The sequence below is a fragment of the Angustibacter sp. McL0619 genome, assembly GCF_049994355.1.
In the GTDB taxonomy this organism is placed as follows: Bacteria; Actinomycetota; Actinomycetes; order Actinomycetales; family Angustibacteraceae; genus Angustibacter.
The window spans coordinates 977,529-999,874 of the sequence record NZ_CP188257.1; the positions used below are offsets into that span (position 1 = coordinate 977,529).

The window sequence follows — 22,346 nt, forward strand, 5'->3', positions numbered from 1 at the left end:
CCGCCTACTTCAGAGCTGCGTCGATGGCGCTCTTCAACTCGGTCGGCGACGGGTTCGTCAGCACCTGCTCGTTGACCTTGACGGTAGGCGTGCCGTTGACACCGTCCTTGCTCGCCTGGTCGGTCACCGCCACCGTCCAGCCCTTGAACGTCTCGGCGTTGACGCACGCGGAAATGTCACCCGCGCCGGCCTGCTTGGCCAGCTCGATGAGCTTGCTGTTCGGCAGGCCCGCGCTGCCCTCCGCCGGCTGGTTCTCGAACAGCAGCTTGTGGTACGCCTGGAACGCGTCGAGCTTGGTGTCCACCACGCAGCCCGCGCTGTTCAGCGCCCGGGTCGAGTAGTTGGTGGTGGAGGCGCTGTCCAGGAAGGCGATCGGCCGGTAGTTCATCTTGATCTGCTGCTGGTTGAGGTAGGCGAGCAGCACCGGTCCGCTGGTCTGCTCGAACTGCTTGCAGACCGGGCACTGGAAGTCCTCGTAGGCCGTCACCAGCACGGTTGCGCTCGGTGAGCCCACCACGATCGTCTGGTTCGCCTTCCCCTGGGTGTTCTTCGGTGCCGCGTTGCTGCTGGACCCTGTCTTGGAGCTGTTGTCGTTCTGGATGAGGACGTAGGCGCCCACCACCACCAGGACGACCACGGCCACCACGGCGGTGATGATGCCGTTGCGCCGTCGGGACTCGGCCTTGGCCGCGGAGGCTCGGCGCTCGGCGGCCTTAGCCTCGCGGGTCTCGCGGGATGCTTTGCCGGAGGTCATGGTCGGGTCTCCTTCTCGGTCAACGAAGTTGAGGCGGTCGAGTCGCTCGCAGGTGCCGGAGCGGGTCGGGTCGGCGGTGTCGGGTCGAGGGAGAGCCGGCTGCCCGGCCAGACCACCAGGAAGGCGGCCGCGAGCAGCAGCCCGGTGTCACGGAGTATCTCCTGCAGGTACTTGGTCTGGTTGGCCGCCACCGAACCACCGCCGCCGAAGCAGCCGCAGTCGATGGTCAGGCCGCGGGCCCAGGCCGACGAGATGCCGATGATGAACGCGAGCATGAGCAGTCCGCCGACGGCGGCCGCGAACCGGGTGGCGAAGCCGACCACCAGCAGGACGCCGACCACGATCTCCAGCAACGGCAGTCCGTGGCCGACCGACGGCACGACCGACTCGGGCAGCAGCTGGTAGGCGCGCACCGCGCGGACCGACGCCGCGGGGTCCGGGAGCTTGAGCCATCCGGCCACGATTAGCACGCCCCCCAGCACCAGCCGCGCTGCGGTGGCCAGCCACAGCCGCCAGGCAGGCGCGTACTCCCTGCTCACGAGGCCTCCCGCTGCCGACGCCTGGCCAGCACGATCGTGCCGGCGCTGAGCGCCGCACCCACGAACAACACCAGCAGCAGGACCCGGCCGGGCCCGCCCGCCTCGTCGTCGTGACTGTGCGTGCTCCCGGCTGACGCTACCGGTGTCGAGGCGCCCGGAGTAGACACCGACGGCGAAGACACTGCTGTGGCTCCAGCCAGGGCGGTGAACCGAAACGTGCCGGAGACCGGGTGCCCGTCGTCCGAGGCGACGCGCCAGGCAACCAGGTAGCGGGCCGGCGGCAACGGCTGCGCGAACGTCGTCGCGACCACGGCGCCGCGTACCGACAGGGCGCCCGGCACCGGGCCGTCCGGGCCGGTCACCACGATCCGGTTGCCGTTTCCGGCGGCGAGGACGTCCTCGCCGAAGGTGAGGGTGACGGACGTCGGTGCGCTGACCTGTGAGCCGGCGGCCGGCACGGTGCTCGCCAGCTGGTCGTGCGCGCTGGCCGCAGAGGCGGGCCCGAGGGTCACCGCGGTGGCCGCGGCGAGCGCGAGAACGCGTCGTCGGGAGTGGGCCAATGAAAAGGGCATGCGGTCTCCGATGGCAGGGCGGGTGGACGTCGGCTCGGTGCAGAGGTACCCGCGCGAGCCGGCTGCCGGTGGCAACCTCAGCCCGCGCGGACCGCCACCGGGGGACCACGCCCGCGCATCGGCTCGAGCAGCAGACGGCCGGACGACGCCGCCGCCGTCCATACCAGGGCGACCACCCGTGAGTGGTCGCCGACGACAGCCGAGCGCACCAGCCGCACCAGCCGGGCACCCGCCAGATCGGCCAGCCGCCACAGCAGCGCCTCACCGTGCGCCAGCAGCAGGGCGGTGACCAGCACCGCGAGCAGGTGCGCCACCGGCATCGCCGGCCACCATGCGAACGCGGTGCCGCTGTGGGCGCAGTGGAGCACCTGGGTGTGGTGGTGACTCAGCACCAGCCCGCCGACGTCGCAGCCGTGGCCGCCGGACGGCGAGAACCCGGACGGCGAGAACCCAGACGGCGAGAACTCAGACAGCGAGAACCAGGTGTGCAGGCCGAGCTGGCTCAGCACCAGTCCGGACGCTGTCGCGAGCCGGCCCAGCCGTCGTCCGGTGGCCAGGGTCGAGGCGCAGCCCAGCAGCACGGTCGCGGTGACCAGGGTGAGCGCGGCCGGGCGGGCGCCCCCGCCGAGGGTGTGCGCGAGCAGTCCGAGCGACACCGCCACGACCGTGAAACTTCCGGCGCGTAGCGCACGCACGCGCCCAGCCGCGGGAGTCGCCTGCGGTCGGCCACGCACGGCACTGCTGGTCACGGCCCTACGGTAACCGGCCACCGGGCGGCGTCCGCGCACCGCTCATGGCGGCCGCTTGCCCCACAGCGCCAACCTGCCTCCCAGGCTCAGGGCGCGCAGCCGGCGCTGGGTCTCGCGGCGGACCTTCTGGGTGGTCACCACGAGCAGCTGGTCGCCGCGTCGCAGCACCGTCCGGTCGCCCGGGACGAAGCTGTTCTGCTCGCGCACCACCAGCGCGATGTTGGCCCCGCGGGGCAGCCGCAGCTCGAACACCTCCAGGCCGTGCAGCCGGGAGTCCTGGCCGATCCGCACCTGCAGGATCTCGGCACCCAGCTCGTCCAACGGCGCCGACTCGACGTCGAGGTCGCGCGAGTCCATGGTGTGCTCGACGTGCAGCCGCCGGGCCATGAACGGCAGCGTCGGCCCCTGCACCAGGGTGAACACCACGACCAGCACGAAGACCAGGTCGAACAGCCACTCCACCCCCGGCACGCCGGTGGTCACCGGGACAGTGGCCAGCACCACCGGCACGGCTCCGCGCAGACCGGCCCAGGACAGGAACGCCTGCTGGCGCCACGGCATCCGGAAGGGCGTCATGGAGACCAGCACCGACAGCGGTCGGGCGACCAGCAGCAGCACCACGCCCAGCGCCAGTGCCGGCCACACCTGCGTGTCCAGGTCGCCCGGCGAGGCGAGCAGCCCCAACAGCACGAACAGGCCGATCTGGGCCAGCCAACCGACCGCCTCGGCGAACCCGCGCACCGCCGTCCGGTGCGGCATCTCGGAGTTGCCCAGCACCAGCCCGGCCACGTAGACCGCCAGGAAGCCGGAGGTGTGCAGGGTCGCGCCGAGTGCGTACGCACCGACCGTCAGCGTGAGCACCGCCAGCGAGGTCAGCGCGGACGACGGCAGCGCGAGGCGGCGCAGGCCCTTGGCGCCGAGCCAGCCGACGCCCAGGCCGATGGCGGCCCCGGCCGCGAGCTCGAACGCGGCCAGCGGGACCAGCACGTACCAGGGATGGCCGCCGTGGTCGCTGGCCGCCTGCTCGGACAGCGCCACGACCAGCAGGACCACCGGGGCGTCGTTCAACCCGGACTCGGCCTCCAGCACCCCGGCCAGCCGCGGGTGGATCGGCACCCGGCGCAGCACCGAGAACACCGCCGCCGCGTCGGTCGAGGACAGCACCGCGCCGACCAGCAGCGCCACGGTCCACGGCAGGTCGAGCAGCAGGAACGCGGCAGCGCCGACCACCAGCACCGAGACCACGACGCCCACGGTGGCCAGCACTGCCGCGGGCGCCAGCGCGTGCCGGATCGTCGTCCACCGCGTGGTGAGCCCGCCCTCGGCCAGGATCAGCGCGAGCGCGCCGAAGCCCAGCACCTGGGTCAGCCGCTGGTCGTCGAAGTTGATGCCGATGGCGTCCTCGCCGAGCACCAGCCCGAGCGCCAGGTACAGCAACAGAGACGGCAGGCCGGACGACAGCGAGAAGCGCACCGCGGCGATCGCCACCAGCACCACGGCGGTGCCCAGCAGCAGCGAGTGGTTGAGCAGGTCGACGCTCACCTGGCAGGTCCGATCCGCGAGGTCACGTGTTGGCCTCCATCGGTGCGTGGGGGACCCGGGCCTGCCCCGGCTTCGGGTCGAGGTGGCTTAGTCTCGCAGCGTGGCCCGCCTCAACCCCCTCATCCGCACCGTAGTCATCGTGTGCGCCGCTCTGCTGGTCGTCGCCCTGGTGGCCTCGATCGCGCTGGTCACCTCGGTGCGCCGCTCGTTCCCGGACCGCGGCGGCGAGGCCGACGTCCCCGGGCTGCACGCGTCGGTGTCGGTGGTGCGCGACGGCCAGGGCGTGCCGCAGCTGTACGCGGACAACGCCGACGACCTGTTCGCGGCGCAGGGCTACGTGCAGGCCCAGGACCGGTTCTTCGAGATGGACCTGCGTCGGCACATCACCGCTGGGCGGCTGTCCGAGCTGGTCGGCGAGAGCAAGGACGCGCTGGACGCCGACAAGGTGGTCCGCACGCTGGGCTGGCGACGGGTGGCCGAGGCGGAGCTGCCGATGCTGTCCGCGACCACCCGGCAGTACCTGCAGGCCTACGCGGACGGGGTGAACGCCTACATCTCGGGTCGCTCGACGCACGAGCTCGGCGTCGAGTACGCGGTGCTCGACCTGCAGCTGCCGGACTACCGGGTCGAGCCGTGGACGCCGGTGGACTCGCTGGCCTGGCTCAAGGCGATGGCTTGGGACCTGAAGACCAACTACGACGACGAGATCACCCGCGCCCGGCTGTCGGCGTACCTGTCGCCGCGCCGGATCGAGCAGCTGTACCCGCCCTACCCGACGGACCGCAACGCGCCCATCCTCGCGGAGTCCACCACCTCGCAGAGCGCGTCGGCGGTGCCGCCGGGCACCCTGCGGGCGGCGGACGCCGCCTCCGGTCGCTCGGCGCTCGCGCTGGCCCAGAAGGCGCTGGACTCGGTGCCGGCGCTGATGGGCCGCGGGGACGGCATCGGATCGAACTCGTGGGTGGTGTCCGGGCGGATGACCAAGAGCGGCAAGCCGCTGCTGGCCAACGACCCGCACCTGGCCCCGGCCGTGCCGAGCCTGTGGTACCAGATGGGCCTGCACTGCCGGCAGGTCAACGCGGACTGCCCGTTCGACGTGGCGGGCTTCACCTTCTCCGGGACGCCGGGCGTGATCATCGGGCACAACGCGAAGGTGGCCTGGGGCTTGACCAACCTTGGACCGGACGTCACCGACCTCTACCTGGAGCGGGTGGCCGGCGACAGCGTCGAGTACGACGGCGTGTACGCCCCCCTGCAGACCCGGGCCGAGACCATCAAGGTGCGCGGCGGCAAGGACGTCCCGCTGACGGTCCGCACCACGCGGCACGGCCCGCTGCTGTCCGACGTGCTGGCCGACGTCAAGGACGCCGGCCGCGAGGAGGACGACAACGGCCAGGACGCCCCGACCTACGACGTCGCACTGGCCTGGACCGCGCTGAGCCCGGGGCGGACGGCGGACGCCATCTTCGCCATCGACCGGGCCACCGACTGGGACCAGTTCCGCGCCGCCGCGGCGCAGTTCGAGGTGCCCTCGCAGAACCTGGTCTACGCCGACGTGGACGGCAACATCGGCTACCAGGCGCCGGGCAAGGTGCCGGTGCGCGCCGGGTACGACGGGCGCTGGCCGGTGCCGGGCTGGTCCAGCAAGTACCGCTGGGCGTCGTACGTGCCGTTCAGCGAGATGCCGCACGTGCTCAACCCGGCCGACGGCTTCGTCGTCACCGCCAACCAGCAGGTGCAGGCCTCCGAACTGCCGTTCCTGACCGAGGACTGGTCCTACGGCTACCGCTCGCAGCGGATCCGCGACCTGCTCACCGGCCGGACCGGGCTGACCGCCGCGGACATGTCCGCCATCCAGTTCGACAACCGCAACGGGATGGCGCCGACTCTGGTGCCGCTGCTGCTGGCGACCGACCTGAAGGACGACCCGTTCACCCGGGAGGCGCAGGACCTGCTGCGCGGCTGGGACTACACCCAGCCGCCGGACTCGGCGGCCGCGGCCTACTACAACGCGGTGTGGCGCAACCTGATGCGGTTGGGCTTCGACGACGAGCTCGGTGACGACCTGCAGGCCGACGGCGGGGACCGCTGGTTCGAGGTCGTGACCACCCTGGTCAAGCGCAAGTCCGACCCGTGGTGGGACAACAAGGCCACGCCCGGTGCGATCGAGAACCGCGACGAGATCATCCGGCAGGCGATGGTCGCGGCACGCCTCGAGCTGACCCGCGACCTGGGCAAGGACGTCTCGCGTTGGCAGTGGGGGCGGCTGCACCGGCTCGAGCTGACCCACAGCCCGCTCGGCGGCCCGACCGTGTGGGGGCCGGTCCGTGCGATGTTCAACCGTGGACCGGTCGAGCTCGGCGGCGGTTCGGCGCTGGTCGACGCCACCGGGTGGAACGCCGCCGAGGGCTACCAGGTCAGCTGGGTGCCGTCGATGCGGATGGTGGTGGACCTGTCGGACCTGGACAAGTCGACCTGGGTGAACCTGACCGGCGCCTCCGGTCACCCGTTCGACGCGCACTACAACGACCAGAACGACCACTGGGCGACCGGCCGGACCTACCCGTGGCCGTTCAGCCAGCAGGCCGTCCTGGACGCGAAGTCCGACGAGCTGGTGCTCAACCCGCAGAAGTAGCCAGCCGGACGACGCCCTCCACCGTGGCCACCACGTGCACCGGGTGGTCGTGCGCTTCGGCGGGCAGCGGCTGCTCGAGCAGCTCGCCGGGGTGCAGCAGCGCGACCAGCAGGGCATCCGGGCGGACCCGGGCCAGCGCGCGGTCGTAGCTGCCGCCGCCCTGCCCGAGCCGGACGCCGCGCCGGTCCACCGCCAGGGCCGGCACCAGCACCACGTCGGCCCGGGCGATCGCGTCCACGCCCAGTCGCGCGCCGCCGGGTTCGGGCACCCGCACCACGCCGCCCGGGCGCAGGTCCCCGTCGTCCAGCGCCCAGTCCAGGTCGAGGTCGGCCAGCACGACCGGGAGCAGCACCCGGCGTCCGTGGGCGCGCCAGCGCGTGAGCAGCACGTCGGTAGCTGGTTCGTCCGGGCGGGAGACGAACGCCGCGAGCGTCCCGGCAGCCCGCACCTCGGGCAGCGTGTCCACCACGGACGCCAGCAGGTCGCCGAGCGGCCCGGGAGCGGTAATCTCTCGAGTGCGGCGCGCCGACCTCAGGCGTTGCCGTAGCTCTGGCTTGGACTGGGCCGTACCGGGGCGGTCCTCTTCGGATATTGGTGGAATGTTCGTGATGGACCCCCCTTCTTGCCCAGTTTTGCCAGGTCCGCCGTGACGATCGTCGGGCTTTCATGCCACCATGCCACGACGTCGCGTGCGCCAGCCTGCCGCATCGATCGGGGTTGGAGGGGGACATGAAGTCGGTTCGCAGCCGTCTGGCCGTCGTGCTGGGCGTTGTGCTGCTGATCCCGGCCCTCACGGCCCTGCTCGCGATCGGGGTGCTCGCGCCGCGCCAGCTCGGCCAGTCCGCCGGACAGGGCATGACGCAGGCGGCCAGCTCGGTAGGGGCTGCCCTGCAGGCCGGCTGTCTGTCCCAGGGCGAGGCCGCCCGAGTGCTCGCGCTGCAGGCCCGCGCGACGAACCTGCAGGCGGCCGCTCGCGCCGCCGTGTCCCGGCAGGGCTCGGAGGCCTTCGCCGTACTGATCCGCGACGACAAGGTGGTCGCGTCGTCCGGTCCCGTGCCGGACATGCCGGTCTCCGAGCTGCTCGCCGCCTCCTGCTCGGCGCAGACCGCGATCGGCGCGCCACCGCTGTCCGCCGCCGGGCTGCCGGTGCTGGCCGAGGTCGTCCCGGCAGTGGACGCCAAGGGGGCACCGATCGGCACCGCGGTCGTCGGCCGGATCTACGACGAGCAGCGGTTGCGCGCGTTGTCGGGTTCGCTCGGTCTGCCCTCCGGCACCGACCTCTCCCTCGCCTGCCCGCAGGGACGCGGGGTTTCCACCGCCACCGGCGCCCTGGGCACCAAGCTGCGACTGGCTGCGGCGTCCAGCCCCGGGACGCGGGACATCGAGGACCGCAAGGTCGCCATCGGCACCAAGGCACAGGGTCAGTACTGCGGTGTCTCGGCCGCCATCACCAACAGCGGGCTGGCGGACCAGCAGGGCTGGCTCGTCCTGCTGCTCGTCCTGGCAACGGTCGTCGGAATCGTCCTGGTGGTCCGGTTGGCGGCCAACCTGACCCGGCCCGTCCTGGCCCTGACCGAGGCCGCCGAGCGGGTCGCCCGCGGTGACCTCAGTACCCGGCTACCCAGCAGCGGACAGGACGAGCTCGGCCGACTCTCCGGCGCCTTCAACCACATGACCGACGAGCTCGAGCTCAAGATCACCGAGCTCGAGCGCAGCCGCAACCTGCTGCGCGAGAACGTCGCCCGCCTCGGCGACACCCTGGAGCGAACGCACGACCTCGAGGGTCTGCTCGGCACGGTGCTGTCGGCGGCCGCGTCGGCCACCGAGTCCCAGCGGGCCACGGCCTGGCTGGTCGAGGGTGGCTCGGTCGTCGCCCGGGCGTCCGTGCCGGCCGGAGCGCCGCGCGCCATCGTGCGCCGCCTGCCGCTCGGCGGCGACCTGGCCGGCGAGGTCGCGGTGGACGGCATGCCGCGCCGCCTCGGCCACGGGCACGAGGACTCCACCACGGTGCTCGGCGGCCCGGCCCTGGCCGCACCGTTGCGCCGCGGCCACCACACGGTCGGCGTGATCGTCGTCGAGCGCGAGCCGTCGCAGCCCGCCTACGACAGCGACGCCGAGGCCATGCTGGTCTCGCTGGCCGGCCCGGCCGGTATCGCCGTCGACAACGTGCTGCTGCACCGCGAGGCCCAGCGGCTTTCGGTGACCGACCCGCTGACCGGCGCCGGCAACCTGCGGCACATGACCACGACGCTGGCCCGCGAGGTCGAGCGCGCCAGCCGGTTCGAGCGACCGCTGTCGGTGCTGCTCCTCGACCTGGACCACTTCAAGAACGTCAACGACACCTACGGGCACACCGTCGGCGACGCGGTGCTTCGCGAGCTCGCCCGCCGGCTGGCCAGCGTGGTGCGCGAGGTCGACACGGTGGCGCGGTACGGCGGTGAGGAGTTCGTCGTGGTCACTCCCGAGACCGACACCGAGGGCGCCGAGCACCTGGCCGAGCGGATCTGCGAGGCCGTCCGCGAGGAGCCGTTCATCGTCGGTGACGACAGCGTCGACGTGACCGTCTCGGTCGGCATCTCGTCGCTGCCCATGCACGGCACCGCGAGCGGTGACCTGGTGCGCGCAGCGGACGACGGCCTGTATGCCGCGAAGCGGGCCGGCCGCAACCAGTGGCAGGTGGCCCCAGGGGTGCAGCCGGCGCCCACCGCGCCGCCGGCCGAGGGTGTGCCGACCGGCGACGCGAGCTCGCTGGACCGTTGATCGCCCTTCACTGCACCCCATACGGACCCGGCCGATAGCCTGGCCCGCATGAGCGATGGACGCCGAGTCAGCAAGGCCGTGATCCCGGTTGCCGGTCTCGGTACGAGGTTCCTGCCCGCCACCAAGGCGATCCCGAAGGAGATGCTGCCGGTCGTCGACAAGCCGGCCATCCAGTACGTGGTGGAGGAGGCGGTCAGTGCCGGTCTGTCGGATGTGCTGATGGTTACCGGACGCAACAAGGGTGCACTGGAGGACCACTTCGACCGCAGCTGGGAGCTCGAGCAGGCGCTGGAGGCCAAGGGCGACGAGTTCCGGCTCGAGCGGGTGCGGGACGCGGCCGTGCTGGCCGACGTGCACTACGTGCGCCAGGGCGACCCGAAGGGTCTGGGCCACGCGGTGCTCTGCGCTGCCCGGCACGTCGGTGACGAGGCGTTCGCCGTGCTGCTCGGCGACGACCTGATCGACGCGCGGGACACGCTGCTCGAGACGATGCTCGAGGTCCGCGCCGAGCACGGGGGCAGCGTGATCGCGCTGCTGGAGGTCCCGGCGGACCAGGTCCAGCTGTACGGCTGCGCCGCGGTCGACCCGGCCGACCAGGGCTCGGACGTCGTCCGGGTGACCGGGCTGGTGGAGAAGCCGGCGCCGCAGGAGGCGCCGAGCAACCTCGCGCTGATCGGCCGCTACGTGCTCGACCCCGCGGTCTTCGAGGTGCTGCGCCGGACCGGTCCTGGCCGCGGTGGCGAGATCCAGCTGACCGACGCGCTCCAGGAGCTAGCCGGTATGCCGGCCGAGGACGGCGGCGGGGTGCACGGCGTGGTGTTCCGTGGACGTCGCTACGACACCGGCGACCGGCTGAGCTACCTGCAGGCGGTCGTCCAGCTGGCCGAGGGACACCCGGAGTTCGGCAAGGAGTTCGCCGAGTGGCTGCGGTCCCGCACGTGATCGGCGCTGTGTAGTGATGCGGACCGTGTCGTGATCGGGGTCGAGGACCACCTGGCGCGCTGCCTCGACGGCGTCCAGGCACTGGACCCGATCGACCTGGCCCTGCTCGAGGCGCAGGACTGCGTGCTCACCGAGGACGTGGTCAGCCCGCTGGACCTGCCGGGCTTCGACAACTCGGCGATGGACGGCTACGCGGTGACGGTGGCCGACGTGTCGGGTGCCAGCGCGACCACGCCGGTCGAGCTGCCGGTGGTCGGCGACATCGCGGCGGGCTCGACCCGGCTGCAGCAGCTCCCCTCCGGGCAGACCATGCGGATCATGACCGGTGCGCCCGTTCCGGCTGGGGCGCAGGCCGTCGTCCCGGTCGAGGACAGCGACGGCGGCGTGCACACCGTGCGGCTCACCGCAGCTGCGGAGAACGGCCAGCACGTGCGGGTGGCCGGGTCCGACGTCCGGTGCGGCGACGTCGTGCTCACTGCGGGCACGCTGCTCGGCCCGGCCCAGCTGGCGCTGCTCGCCGCGGTCGGGCGGGCCCGGGTGCGGGTGCACGCGCAGCCGCGGGTGGTGGTGCTGTCCACTGGCAGCGAGCTCGTCGACCCGGGGGTCGCCCCGGCCTTCGGTCAGGTTGTGGACAGCAACGGCGTCATGCTCACGGCCGCCGCGATCGACGCCGGTGCGCGGCCGTATCGAGTGGGCGTGGTGCGTGACGAGGCGGGTGCGTTCCTGCAGACGTTGACCGACCAGCTGGTCCGGGCCGATCTGGTCGTCACCACGGGTGGCGTCAGCGCCGGCGCCTACGACACGGTCAAGGAGGTGCTGCGCGGCCTGGGCACGGTGTGGTTCGGCAAGGTCGCGATGCAGCCGGGAATGCCGCAGGGGTTCGGCACGGTCGGACCGGACGGCACCCCGATCTTCACCTTGCCGGGCAACCCGGCCAGCGCGTACGTCTCGTTCGAGATGTTCGTCCGGCCGGCGATCCGCAAGATGGCCGGCCACCGCGGGCTGTTCCGGCGCAGCGAGACGGCGACCGCGCTGGAGTCGTGGTCCTCTCCAGCCGGCAAGCTGCAGCTGGCGCGGGCTGAGCTGGGGACCACCGACGACGGCGAGCGGGTCGTCCGGCTGGCCGGTGCGCAGGGGTCGTACGTGCTCGGCGGGTTGGCCCGGGCCAGCGCGCTGGTCGTGGTGCCGGAGGCCGTGACCCGGGTGGCGGAGGGCGACCAGGTGCGCTGCCTGGTGCTGGACCGGCGGTCCCGGTGAGCGAGCAGCCGGAGCGGCTGCCCCACGTCGACGAGCGTGGTGCGGCTCGGATGGTCGACGTCTCGGCGAAGGCCGTCACCGCGCGGCAGGCGTCCGCCCGCGGCCGGGTGCTGCTGTCCGCTGCAGCCGTGGCGGCGCTGCGCGAGGGTGCCGTGCCCAAGGGCGACGCCCTTGCGGTTGCCCGGATCGCCGGGCTGCAGGCGGTGAAGCTGACCCCGATGCTGGTGCCGCTCGCGCACCCCGTCGCGGTGCACGGGGCGGTGGTCGACCTCGAGGTGCTCGACGACGGGGTGGAGATCTCGGCGACGGTGCGCACCGCCGACCGCACCGGCATCGAGATGGAGGCGCTGACCTGCGTGAGCGTGGCCGCGCTGGCTCTGGTCGACATGGTCAAGGCCGTGGACAAGCACGCGCGGATCACCGACGTCCGGGTGACCGCGAAGTCCGGTGGCCGGTCGGGGGACTGGGTCGAGCCGGGTGAGGGATCGCCGTGAGGGCGGTGGTGATCACTGCGTCCAACCGGGCGGCAGCCGGCGTGTACGCCGACCGGGGCGGCCCGATCCTGGTGGACGGCCTGCGCGAGCTGGGTTTCGAGGTGGCCGAGCCGGTCGTGGTCCCGGACGGTGAGCCGGTCGAGCAGGCGCTGCGGGCCGCCGTCGACCAGGACGTGGACGTCGTGCTGACGACCGGGGGGACAGGACTGACCCCGGGCGACCAGACGGCACAGATGACCGCACGGGTGCTGGACCGTCCGGCGCCGGGGATCGCCGAGGCCATCCGTGCCTTCGGTGTGGCACAGGGGGTTCCCGCGGCGATGTTGTCTCAGGGTCTGGCCGGGGTAGCCGGGCGGACTCTGGTGGTGAACCTGCCCGGGTCGACCGGCGGCTGCCGGGACGGGCTGGCAGTGCTGTCGCCGGTGCTCGTGCACGCGGTCGAACAGATCCGCGGTGGTGACCACTGATGGGCGGCCACCCATGACCTGGCCGGTGACGTTGACCGACGGACCGGTCGGGCTGCGCCAGCTGCGGCTGCGCGACGGCGCGCGCTGGCGCGAGCTGCGGACGGCCAACCGGCGCTGGCTGGAGCCGTGGGAGGCGACCCCGCCGGACCCGGGTGCTCCCGCCATGCAGTACCCGCAGCTGGTGCGGGCGCTGAACCGCGAGGCCCGCGCGGGCCGCGGGCTGCCGTTCGCGATCACCTACGAACGCGAGATGGTCGGTCAGCTGTCGGTCAGCGGGATCGGCTGGGGGTCGCTGTGCTCGGCGAACCTGGGCTACTGGATCTCTGAGCACGTGGCCGGTCGTGGGATCACCCCGACCGCGGTCGCGCTGGCGACCGACCACTGCCTGCTCACGCTGGGACTGCACCGGATGGAGGTCAATGTCCGTCCGGAGAACGCGGCGAGCCTGCGGGTGGTCGCCAAGCTCGGCTTCCGGGACGAGGGGGTGCGGCTGAAGTACCTGCACATCGACGGTGCCTGGCGGGACCACCGGACGTTCGCGATCACCCGCGAGGAGCTCGGGCCGGGCGGGATGCTGGGGCACTGGCACGGCGTCCGCTCACCGGGTGAATGAGCCCTCGTCACAGAAACCACACGGGTCTCATCCGCGACACACCGAGCCGCCTGCGTGAACACTTGTCAATGCACGCCTACCGTCTGTGACCGTGGACCCCAGCAGCCTGATCTTCGTGGTCATCGTGGCCATCTGGGCTGCATACCTGCTGGGCCACTGGGTCCGTCGCCGCGACCACCTCGCGACCGTCCGCTCCGTCGACCGGTTCTCGGCCGCGATGCGGGTGCTCGAGCGTCGTCCCGCCGTGCGGGCCGTTCCGCTGTCGCGACCGAACCCGCGGTCCTACGTCGTCGCCCCGGCCAGCCGCCCGGCGTCCGATGTCACCGTGAAGCGCGCCCCCGCGGTGTCAAGGCCGCTCGAGCCGCAGCCGCAGCCGCAGCCGCAGCCGCAGCCGGCGGCGCGGAAGCGTCCGACGCCGGTCCGGGGGCTGCTGCTGCTCGGTCTGCTGGTGGCCACGCCGGTCGTCTGGGTGCTGGTGCCGCTGACCGCGATGAGCTGGGTGGCGGGCCTCGCCGTCACCGCGGCGCTGATCGCGAACCTGGCCTACCTGCGGCACACGGTGCGTCGTCGCCGCGAGCAGCAGCGTCGGCTCAGCCGTCAGGAGCTCCGCTCTGCCTCGCAGGCTCGTCGCCAGTCTCGGCGCGACGTGGTCGGCCAGGTCGTCGCCGCGAACCGGACCAGGGCGCACGTCCCGGTGGTGGCCGAGATCCCGGACCACGCGCCGGACGAGTCGGTCGTGGACGACGGCAGCTGGCAGCCCGTCCCGGTGCCCCCGCCGACCTACACGCTGAAGCCGAAGGCACCCGCGCCGGCTCCGCGCCGCCCGGTCCTGGCCGAGCCCGCCGCTGTCGTCGAGGAACCTGTCGCGCCCGCCGCACCAGCCGCCGCGGTAGCAGCACCGGCTGCCTCGGGCGGCTTCGACCTCGACGAGATCCTCGAGCGCCGGATCGCCGCGAACGGCTGACCGCCGAAGGCGTGGCCCCGCACCGGGGTTGGTCCGAAGCACTCCTGGTCGGCTGCTAATCTTGTTCGCGGTTCAAGGGGCTGTGGCGCAGCTGGTAGCGCACCTCGTTCGCAACGAGGGGGTCAGGGGTTCGAGTCCCCTCAGCTCCACCCATGAACGCCCCGGATGCGCGCCGCCTCGGCGTCCGCGAGGATCGTCAAGACGCCCGCATGACGTGCGGGCGAACCGCGAGCCCCGAAGGAGTGCCACCGGTGAGCAACGTCCCCACGATCACGCTGAACGACGGCCGAGCCATCCCGCAGCTTGGTTTCGGGGTGTTCCAGGTTCCGCCGGACGAGACCGCGCGCGCCACCCGCACCGCGCTGGACGTCGGCTACCGGCACATCGACACGGCGCAGATGTACGGCAACGAGCGGGGCGTCGGCCAGGCCGTGCGGGAGAGCGGGATCGACCGCGGCGAGGTCTGGATCACCAGCAAGCTGAACAACGGCTATCACCGCCCGGACGACGCGCGTCGCGAGTTCGACCGCACGCTGCAGGCGCTGGACTCGGACTACGTGGACCTGTTCCTGATCCACTGGCCGCTGCCGACTCGGTACGACGGGGACTTCGTGTCGACCTGGAACGTGCTGCAGGAGCTCGCGGCCGACGGTCGCGCCCGGTCGATCGGGGTGTCGAACTTCCAGGTCGCGCACCTGGAGCGGCTGGTCGCGGAGACCGACGTGGTGCCGGCCGTCAACCAGATCGAGGTGCACCCGTACACGACCAACGAGGCCGTCCGCGGGTACGGGCACGAGCACCAGATCGTCACCGAGGCGTGGTCGCCGATCGCCCAGGGTGGGGTGCTGGATGACGCGGTCGTCACCGAGATCGCGGCCGCAGTGGGGCGGACGCCGGCGCAGGTGGTGCTTCGCTGGCACATCCAGCGCGGCGACGTGATCTTCCCGAAGTCGGTCACGCCGGCCCGGGTCGAGGAGAACTTCGCGCTCTTCGACTTCGAGCTGGACGATGCCCAGATGACCGCGATCAGTGGGCTGGACCGCGGCGAGGACGGAAGGACCGGACCGAACCCCGACGAGTTCGACTACATCCCGGACTAGCCCCCAGCAGCAGCCGGCGCCGCCTAGCAACGCAACCTGCTCAACCAGCGCCGGACAAGCCCGTCGACGGCTCGGTGGGCGCGCGTCATCGCCGGCTCGTCGCCTGACCCCGAGCCTGAGCCCGAACCCGAGCCTGAGCCCGAACCACCGGCGCCGTTCACGGGTGAACCTGTGCCCCACACGACCTGCCCGTCCACCAGGGCAGCCGTCATCGGAGCGGCGGATCTGGCAAGGGCGTGCACGTGTCGATGGTGCCTGCCGCACAGGAGCGTCCCGTTCCGGACGGACGTCGGCCCGCCCCGGCTGAACGGGACGATGTGATGCACGTCACACCACGGCGCCGGCGCCCCGCAGCCGGGGTAGGTGCAGCCCCTGTCCCGCACCGTGATCGCGGTCCGCTGGCGGGTGGGGAAGGCGTACTGCGCGTCGCCCACGTCGAGCGGGTTGCCCACTGCGTCGACCAGGACGGGCACAACCTCGGCGTCGCACGAACGCACCTCGAGGCTCAACGCTGAGAGCGCGGTGCCGTCCGGTAGCAGCGCGGGGGCCGTGGCTGGGCCGGCACCTGCCTCACGGGACTCAAGAGCCGCGGCCAGAGTTTCGTGTGGCACGGTGACGACCACTCGGTACGGGCTGCCGTGCGTGGTCGGCAGGAGGTCGGGCTCGGTGATGACGCCCTGCGCGACCAGCTGGAGCGCGTCGTGCCGACGTTGAGCAGCGGAGCGGGAGTCGAGGGTGCCGTCGGCCGCGGGTTGGGGCGCCGACCACGCGTCGATGGCGGTGGACAGCGCGGCACCGCACTCCGGAGTCAGCGACCCAGCCAGGTGAACCATGCCGGAGGACTCGGTCACCAAGGTCAGGCAGCGGGCCCGATCGCGGGCCTGCTCGTCCTCACGCAACCGGTCGTCCGCGTCCGGATCGAGGCGCAGCCGAACGTGCGTGGCGAGCCGCCGCAGCTGCGAGGCGTCGAAGACCGTGGCCTCGCGGAGCAGGAACGCCTGCGCCTCGGCTCGCGTCTCGGCGTCGATCGCCTCCGCGGGCACCACGGGCGGGGACAGCGCCTCGACCGTGCTCACCAAGACGTCGACCTGCTCTGGGCGAACCTCACCCGCCAGCATCGCCTCCCGGGTCGGCCCGAGGTCGGCACTGATCGGCTCCCGATACAGCGCCTCGGCCCGGCGCGCCTGCGCAGCTGCCTGACCCCGCCCGATCCCGGGGGCAGCACTTCGCAGCCAGTGCGAGAGACGGGCATGGCCGTGCCTTCCCGGTAGCCCGCGGGCGGCGACCTCGGCCAGGTACTTGGCGGACTGGGCGGCCGCGAGTCGCGCGAGCATCTCGAGTCCCACGATCGCCTCACGCAGCCCGTCGTCCGACTCTTGCCACGGCTCGCTCGACGACACGCGTTGCAGCACTCGAGCAGCGCGCGCGAGCGCCACGGACTCGGCGTCCGGTGAGCTGCCCGCGGTTGTCGTCATGCGTCAAACCTAGCGGCTGTCGCCGACAGACCGACTGTCCTGCAACGGGTCTGTGGACGGTGGGACTCGAGCCGACAACTGTGGACGAGCAGTGCTGTGGATGAGCGCCGTGGACGAGCGCCGTGGACGACTAGTTCACGCCAAGCGGCCTGAACTGGATGCTGATCCGCGGCCCAACCGCCTTGGCGGTCTTCGGGATCGCGTGGTCCCAGGTGCGCTGGCAGGAGCCGCCCATCACCACCAGGTCGCCGTGGCCGAGCGGGAACCGCTGCGTCCCGCCTCGACCATCGCCACCGCCCCCACCGCCGGCCGGCCGCAGCGCCAGCGTCCGGGCCGAGCCGACGGACAGGATCGCCACCATCGTGTCGTGCGTCGCGCCGCGTCCGAACCGGTCACCGTGCCAGGCGACGCTGTCCCGCCCGTCGCGGTACAGGCACAGGCCGGCGGTCACGAACCGCTCGCCGAGCTCGTCCGCGTAGTGCGCATCGAGTGCCGCGCGAGCCCGCGTCAGGGTCTCGTGCGGCAATGGGTCGCCCTCGCCGTAGTAGCTGAGCAGCCGGGGGACGTCGACCACCCGCTCGTACATCTGCCGCCGTTCACCGTGCCAGGGCACGTGCGCCACCAGGTGCTCGAACAGCTCGTCCGACCCGCTGAGCCATCCCGGCAACAGGTCGACCCAGGCCCCGGCGCCGAGCGTGGTGCGCCGGACACCCGTCAGCGAGCCCAGCGCGAGCTCGTCGCCGACGTCCAGCAGGGAGCCCTGGAGTGCTGCGATCGCGATGGCCGTCATGTCCAGCACGGTACTCCGAATCGAACAGATGTTCTATAAGGCAACCCCCGCTACCGGGTCGAGCTCACCCGACCCAGCAGGAACTCGCGCTCGGCGACGTTGTCGGTGAGCCCGGCGGCGACGCGGTAGGCGGCCGTCGCCTCGTCCAGGGAACCGTTGCGGCGCAGCAGGTCCGCGCGCACCGCGTGGAACAGGTAGTAGCCGTCCAGGTCGAGTCCGTCGACCAGCGCCAGCCCGGCGTCCGGGCCCAGCACCTCGGCCACCGCCACGGCTCGGTGCAGCGCGACCACCGGGGTCGGCGCCAGCGTCATGAGCTGGTCGTACAGCGCGACGACCTGGGGCCAGTCCGTCTCGGCGACCGACGCCGCGTCGCTGTGCACCGCGTTGATCGCCGCCTGCAGCTGGTACGGCCCCGGCTGGTCCCGGCGCAGGCACTGGCGCACCAGCGCCTGGCCCTCGCGCACCAGCTCGGCGTCCCAGCGCGAGCGGTCCTGCTCGCCGAGCGGCACCAGCGCGCCCCGCGGTCCGGTGCGCGCACCCGCGCGCGAGCGGGTCAACAGCATCAGGGCCAGCAGGCCCACCGCCTCGGGTTCGTCCGGCATCAGCTCGACCAGGAGCCGGCCCAGGCGCACCGCCTCGGCAGCCAGGTCCTCGCGCCCCAGGTCCGGCCCGGCGCTCGCGGTGTAGCCCTCGTTGAAGACCAGGTACACCACCGCCAGCACCGAGCGCAGGCGGTCCGGCAGGTCGGCGTCGCGGGGCACCCGGTAGGGGATGCCGGCGTCCCGGATCTTGGCCTTGGCCCGAACCAGCCGCTGCGCCATCGTGGACTCCGGCACCAGGAAGGCGTGAGCCACCTCCGCGGTGCTCAGCCCACCCAGCAGCCGCAAGGTCAGCGCCACCTGCGCGGGCCGGGACAGCGCCGGGTGGCAGCAGGTGAAGATCAGGCGGAGCCGGTCGTCGCGCACTGCACCCTCCTGAGACGCTTCCACGGCGGCGTGCAGCAGGGCAGCCTGGGCGTGCCGGTCGGCCCGCGAGGACTCCCGGCGCAGCCGGTCGATCGCCCGCCGGCGGGCCGTGGTGAGGATCCACCCGGCCGGGCTCGGTGGCAGGCCGTCCACCGGCCAGCGCTCGACGGCGACCGCGAAGGCCTCCTGGACCGCGTCCTCGGCGACGTCGATGTCACCGAAGACGCGAACCAGTACGGCGACCGCCCGGCCGTACTCGGCGCGGAACACCCGTCCGACCTCGGCCGCGTCCACCGTCGCCGGCACCGGCTGCCCGACCACGCCGGCTCAGCCCTGCTGCCAGTAGAAGGGACGCACCTCGATCGGCAGCGTGGTCGCCAGGGTCAGCCGGCGGCCCCACTCCAGCGCGGCATCCAGGTCGGGCGCGTTCACGATGGTGAAGCCGCCCAGGTACTCCTTGCCCTCCAGGAACGGGCCGTCGGTGGTCAGCACCTCGTCGTCCTTGGCGCGCAGGACAGTGGCCGTGCTGGGGGAGTGCAGGCCGCCGCTGAACACCCAGGCACCCGCGGCCCGCATCTCGGCGTTCAGCTCGTCGAGGTTGCGCTGGATCTGGTCCAGGAACTCCTGGTCGGGCATCGGGCCCTCGGGCTGGTACACGCTGAGCAGGTACTGCTTCATCTCGAGCCTCCTTCGTAGGTCGGCGCGACCACCACAAGGCCGCCGCTCACCTCCTACACGAACGGCGACCCGCCAGATCGACACCCGAGAGGAAATCGGCCTACCCGGCCGCCGGCACCCGCAGCGCGTGGACGGCGAGCAGGACCGTGGACGACGTCCAGGCCAGTGGCGCCGGACCGGCCGCCGAGCCGTCCCCGAGAACCTTCTCAGGCAGGCTTCCCCAGGGCACCCGGTGCCAGTCCAGCCAGTCCAGCCAGTGCTCGGCGCGCGTCTGGTCGCCGTAGGCCGCGGCGTTCAGCGCCACCAGCCCGACCTCAGGGGTCCACGAGACGCCGTCCTCGCGCCAGGCCGTGCCCGGTGCGAGCCCGCCGGCCGGTCGCTCGGCCTGGAACTGGTAGCGCCGCCAGGCCTGCACGACGTCCGCGCGGGGGTGCGCGACGAACGGCGGCATCAGGAACGTGATGGCCGCGTCGACGCCACCGCCGTTGACGTACCGCTGGAAGCCGCGGCGGGCGAACTGGCTGTAGACGACGCCCTGGTAGCGATCGGCGGCGGCGGACAGCGACTCCTGCGCGTCGGCCATCCCCAGCTCGCCGTAGATCTGAGCGGCCGAGCGGAGTCCGATCAGCACCGGGGCGGCCGATCCCAGGGTGACCCGGGTGGTCGGCACCTCCCAGTAGTCCGGGCTGGGCGGCGGCAGCATCCGGCCCTGGTCGGTCAGCCGCATCAGGTAGCTGGCCGCCCGGTTGACCATTTCGCGCTGGGCGTTCAGCGCGTACCAGCGGGCCATCGGGTCCGGCGTGGCGGAGGAGACCTGGGCCGCGCCCCACAGGGCCCAGCCCGCGCCATCGGTCTGACGCTGGCGGTCGTCCGGCGGGCCGGAGCCGTCCGGCTTGTACCGGGCCTCGAAGCCGCCGTCCGGCGCCTGCACCTCGCGCAAGAAGGTGATCATCTGCCAGGCCTGGTCGCGGTGGCCCGTCTGGGCCAGCGCGGCGGCCGCGAACGCGGTGTCCCGCGGCCAGGTGTAGCTCCAGTGCCGTGCCGCGCCCGCGGCGAGCGAGCCGTTGGCGCCGGACAGCTGGTTCAGGTCGACCAGCGCCCAGTGCGACATCTGAGCCCATCGGCTGCCGACTCCCGGGTCGGAGCCCGAGGCCACCCAGCGGTCCTCGGCGAGCGGCCCGCGGGCGTGCTGGCCGCTGCCGGTGTCCTTGACGACCCGCCACGACGGCGCGGTCAGCAGCGGCGCGAAGGACTCCGCGCGTCCGGGTGCCAGCGCCTGCCAGAGCACCGAGGCGGACAGCGAAAGCAGCACGACGGCGATCACCAGACGTCGCGGGTGACGGCGGCGCCGACCCCCGCCTGCCGTGAGCTGCGCCCCCGTCATCAGGTTCGCCCTCTCAGATCCAGCTCGGGAACCACATGCGCGCCGCCCACTGGGCGTACGGGATGACCTGGGCTGTCAGCACCGGCCAGAAGAAGAAGAACAGCATCACGCAGACCACCACGTACGCCCCGCTGACGATGCCGCCGACCAACCGGCGCGTCGGGCCGGCGGTGGGTGGTCCCAGCACGAGCCCGATCACGTACGTCACACCGAGCACCATCCAGGGCACGAACGCGATCGCATAGAAGGAGTAGATCGTGCGGTGCTGGAAGGCGAACCAGGGCAGGTACCCCGCGGTCAGCCCAGCCAGCACGGCGCCGGCCCGCCAGTCGCGGCGCAGCGCCCACATGGCCAGCAGCACGAAGACGGCGGCCGCACCGCCCCACCACAGGGTGGGCGTGCCGATCGAGGTGATCGCCTTGCTGCACTGGGCGACGAGGCAGCCCTCCTGGCCCTTCGTCTTGGACTCGTAGAAGAACGACGTCGGCCGCCCCTGGATCATCCACGACCATGGATTCGTCTTGTAGGGGTGGTCACTGAAGAGCGTGACGTGAAAGTGATACATCTCCTGGTGGTAGTGCCACAGCCCGCGCAGCGCGTCCGGCACGAAGCTGTTGCTCGGGTGGGCTGCCCCCCACTCGCGGTCCCAGCCGCCCTTGGTGGCGAACCAACCGGACCAGGACGCGACGTACGTGACCAGCGCGATCGGCACCACGGTCAGGAACGCCGGCAGGCCGTCGCGCAGCGCGCCGCCGGCGAACCAGCGCTGGATCCCGGCGGCGCGGCGGGCGCCGACGTCCCACAGCACGGTCATCAGACCGAAGACGGCCAGGAAGTACACGCCGGACCACTTGGTGCCGCAGCACAGCCCGAGGCAGACCGCGGCCAGCAGCCGCCAGGGCCGCCAACCCAGCCCGGGACCGAACCCGGCCAGGCGCGCGCTCGTGCGCGGTTCGCCGTCCGGCCGCTGATCGCCGTCCCGACCCCGCGCGCCGCTGACCCGGGCGCGGGCCACCGCGAGCGCCAGTCGTTCCCGGGTGTGGTCGCGGTCGATCAACAGCAGGCCGAACGCGGCCAGCGCCCAGAACATCACCAGCAGGTCGAGCAGGCCGGTGCGGCTGTGCACGAAGTGGTGCCCGTCGAACGCGATCAGCAGTCCGGCCACGCAACCCAGCAGCGTCGAGCCGAACAGCCGCCGGCCGATCCGCGCGGTCATCAGGATCGACAGGGTGCCGCACACGGCCACCGCGAACCGCCAGCCGAACGAGCTGTCCTGCCCGAAGATCCACTCGCCGGCCGCGATCATCCACTTGCCGACCGGTGGGTGCACCACGAAGTCCGCGGCCGGACCCCACACGCTGGTGGTGCCGTGGGTGAAGGCCTGGTCCGGTGAGCCGCTGAAGCTCGGGTCGACCGAGCGCTCGTAGCCGTAGTCCAGGTACGACGTGCCCTGCTTGACGTAGTACGTCTCGTCGAAGATCAGCTGGTGCGGCCGGCCGAGGTGCCAGAACCGCAGGAACCCGCCCACGGCGGTGATCGCCAGCGGCCCGAGCCACCCCCACATCGCCGAGGTCGGGCGGAACCCGAGCAGGTGGGTGCGCAGCCGCTCCACGGCAGGGGTGGGCTGGGTCACGACGGTGGTCACTGCGCCATCGTAGGCAAGCCG

21 protein-coding genes and 1 tRNA gene are annotated in these 22,346 nt (G+C 72.5%); 10 read left to right on the plus strand and 12 right to left on the minus strand.

Features of this window, described 5'->3' with window-relative positions:
* Positions 1–4 precede the first annotated feature (4 nt).
* The 5 genes from ACPPVT_RS04170 to ACPPVT_RS04190 all read right to left on the minus strand — a co-directional run bounded on the left by ACPPVT_RS04170 (position 5) and on the right by ACPPVT_RS04190 (position 4,156).
* The gene (locus tag ACPPVT_RS04170; protein WP_426565765.1) at positions 5–754 is read right to left on the minus strand and encodes a thioredoxin domain-containing protein; all 750 of its coding nucleotides are present in this window, start codon (positions 752–754) and stop codon (positions 5–7) included.
* The gene (locus ACPPVT_RS04175) at positions 751–1,293 is read right to left on the minus strand and encodes a MauE/DoxX family redox-associated membrane protein (protein ID WP_426565767.1); all 543 of its coding nucleotides are present in this window, start codon (positions 1,291–1,293) and stop codon (positions 751–753) included. The genes ACPPVT_RS04170 and ACPPVT_RS04175 overlap by 4 nt, the downstream gene beginning before the upstream one ends.
* Entirely contained in the window at positions 1,290–1,865 is a 576-nt protein-coding gene (locus ACPPVT_RS04180; protein WP_426565769.1) for a copper resistance CopC family protein, read from the minus strand. Before ACPPVT_RS04180 ends, ACPPVT_RS04175 begins: the two co-directional genes overlap by 4 nt.
* Positions 1,866–1,942: 77 nt before the next feature.
* Positions 1,943–2,614, minus strand: a complete 672-nt coding sequence (locus ACPPVT_RS04185) for a hypothetical protein (protein ID WP_426565771.1) — start codon at positions 2,612–2,614, stop codon at positions 1,943–1,945.
* Positions 2,615–2,656: 42 nt separating this feature from the next.
* A complete protein-coding gene (locus ACPPVT_RS04190; protein ID WP_426565773.1) occupies positions 2,657–4,156 on the minus strand; it encodes a potassium/proton antiporter in 1,500 nt (499 codons plus the stop codon).
* A gap of 100 nt (positions 4,157–4,256) precedes the next feature.
* Between ACPPVT_RS04190 and ACPPVT_RS04195 the strand changes: the two genes are divergently transcribed.
* A complete protein-coding gene (locus tag ACPPVT_RS04195) occupies positions 4,257–6,791 on the plus strand; it encodes a penicillin acylase family protein (RefSeq protein WP_426565775.1) in 2,535 nt (844 codons plus the stop codon).
* Here the strand turns inward: ACPPVT_RS04195 and ACPPVT_RS04200 are convergent.
* Positions 6,775–7,401 carry a 5-formyltetrahydrofolate cyclo-ligase gene (locus ACPPVT_RS04200; RefSeq protein WP_426567046.1) on the minus strand — a complete coding sequence of 209 codons (627 nt, stop codon included), beginning with the start codon at positions 7,399–7,401 and terminating at the stop codon, positions 6,775–6,777. The two genes, ACPPVT_RS04195 and ACPPVT_RS04200, sit on opposite strands and share 17 nt — an antisense overlap.
* A 119-nt stretch (positions 7,402–7,520) precedes the next feature.
* Here ACPPVT_RS04200 and ACPPVT_RS04205 point away from each other — a divergent pair, with 119 nt between their 5' ends.
* From ACPPVT_RS04205 to ACPPVT_RS04245, 9 genes are all read left to right on the plus strand, one after another.
* The gene (locus ACPPVT_RS04205; RefSeq protein WP_426565777.1) at positions 7,521–9,551 is read left to right on the plus strand and encodes a diguanylate cyclase; all 2,031 of its coding nucleotides are present in this window, start codon (positions 7,521–7,523) and stop codon (positions 9,549–9,551) included.
* A 48-nt stretch (positions 9,552–9,599) separates the two neighbouring features.
* Positions 9,600–10,493, plus strand: a complete 894-nt coding sequence (gene galU, locus ACPPVT_RS04210; RefSeq protein ID WP_426565779.1) for a UTP--glucose-1-phosphate uridylyltransferase GalU — start codon at positions 9,600–9,602, stop codon at positions 10,491–10,493.
* 30 nt (positions 10,494–10,523) lie between these two features.
* The gene (gene glp, locus ACPPVT_RS04215) at positions 10,524–11,750 is read left to right on the plus strand and encodes a gephyrin-like molybdotransferase Glp (RefSeq protein ID WP_426565781.1); all 1,227 of its coding nucleotides are present in this window, start codon (positions 10,524–10,526) and stop codon (positions 11,748–11,750) included.
* A gap of 50 nt (positions 11,751–11,800) precedes the next feature.
* A complete protein-coding gene (gene moaC, locus ACPPVT_RS04220; RefSeq protein WP_426567047.1) occupies positions 11,801–12,244 on the plus strand; it encodes a cyclic pyranopterin monophosphate synthase MoaC in 444 nt (147 codons plus the stop codon).
* The gene (locus ACPPVT_RS04225; protein ID WP_426567048.1) at positions 12,235–12,711 is read left to right on the plus strand and encodes a MogA/MoaB family molybdenum cofactor biosynthesis protein; all 477 of its coding nucleotides are present in this window, start codon (positions 12,235–12,237) and stop codon (positions 12,709–12,711) included. Before moaC ends, ACPPVT_RS04225 begins: the two co-directional genes overlap by 10 nt.
* Before the next feature lie 13 nt (positions 12,712–12,724).
* A complete protein-coding gene (locus tag ACPPVT_RS04230) occupies positions 12,725–13,324 on the plus strand; it encodes a GNAT family N-acetyltransferase (RefSeq protein WP_426565783.1) in 600 nt (199 codons plus the stop codon).
* A 91-nt stretch (positions 13,325–13,415) separates the two neighbouring features.
* On the plus strand, positions 13,416–14,288 hold the full coding sequence (locus ACPPVT_RS04235) for a hypothetical protein (protein WP_426565784.1): 873 nt from the start codon (positions 13,416–13,418) through the stop codon (positions 14,286–14,288).
* 76 nt (positions 14,289–14,364) lie between these two features.
* Positions 14,365–14,437: transfer RNA gene (locus ACPPVT_RS04240), tRNA-Ala, on the plus strand.
* Positions 14,438–14,539: 102 nt separating this feature from the next.
* Positions 14,540–15,388, plus strand: a complete 849-nt coding sequence (locus ACPPVT_RS04245; RefSeq protein ID WP_426565785.1) for an aldo/keto reductase — start codon at positions 14,540–14,542, stop codon at positions 15,386–15,388.
* A gap of 23 nt (positions 15,389–15,411) precedes the next feature.
* Here the strand turns inward: ACPPVT_RS04245 and ACPPVT_RS04250 are convergent, their stop codons facing one another.
* The 6 genes from ACPPVT_RS04250 to ACPPVT_RS04275 form a co-directional block, all read right to left on the minus strand.
* The gene (locus ACPPVT_RS04250) at positions 15,412–16,863 is read right to left on the minus strand and encodes a DUF222 domain-containing protein (RefSeq protein WP_426565786.1); all 1,452 of its coding nucleotides are present in this window, start codon (positions 16,861–16,863) and stop codon (positions 15,412–15,414) included.
* Positions 16,864–16,993: 130 nt separating this feature from the next.
* The gene (locus ACPPVT_RS04255) at positions 16,994–17,653 is read right to left on the minus strand and encodes an alpha-ketoglutarate-dependent dioxygenase AlkB (RefSeq protein WP_426565787.1); all 660 of its coding nucleotides are present in this window, start codon (positions 17,651–17,653) and stop codon (positions 16,994–16,996) included.
* A gap of 50 nt (positions 17,654–17,703) precedes the next feature.
* Entirely contained in the window at positions 17,704–18,939 is a 1,236-nt protein-coding gene (locus ACPPVT_RS04260; protein ID WP_426565788.1) for an RNA polymerase sigma factor, read from the minus strand.
* Between the two features lie 6 nt (positions 18,940–18,945).
* Positions 18,946–19,296 carry a YciI family protein gene (locus ACPPVT_RS04265; RefSeq protein WP_426565789.1) on the minus strand — a complete coding sequence of 117 codons (351 nt, stop codon included), beginning with the start codon at positions 19,294–19,296 and terminating at the stop codon, positions 18,946–18,948.
* Positions 19,297–19,396: 100 nt separating this feature from the next.
* Complete coding sequence (locus tag ACPPVT_RS04270; RefSeq protein WP_426565790.1) at positions 19,397–20,680, minus strand: glycoside hydrolase family 15; 1,284 nt, start codon at positions 20,678–20,680, stop codon at positions 19,397–19,399.
* A gap of 13 nt (positions 20,681–20,693) precedes the next feature.
* Complete coding sequence (locus tag ACPPVT_RS04275; protein WP_426565791.1) at positions 20,694–22,325, minus strand: dolichyl-phosphate-mannose--protein mannosyltransferase; 1,632 nt, start codon at positions 22,323–22,325, stop codon at positions 20,694–20,696.
* Between the last annotated feature and the right edge of the window lie 21 nt (positions 22,326–22,346).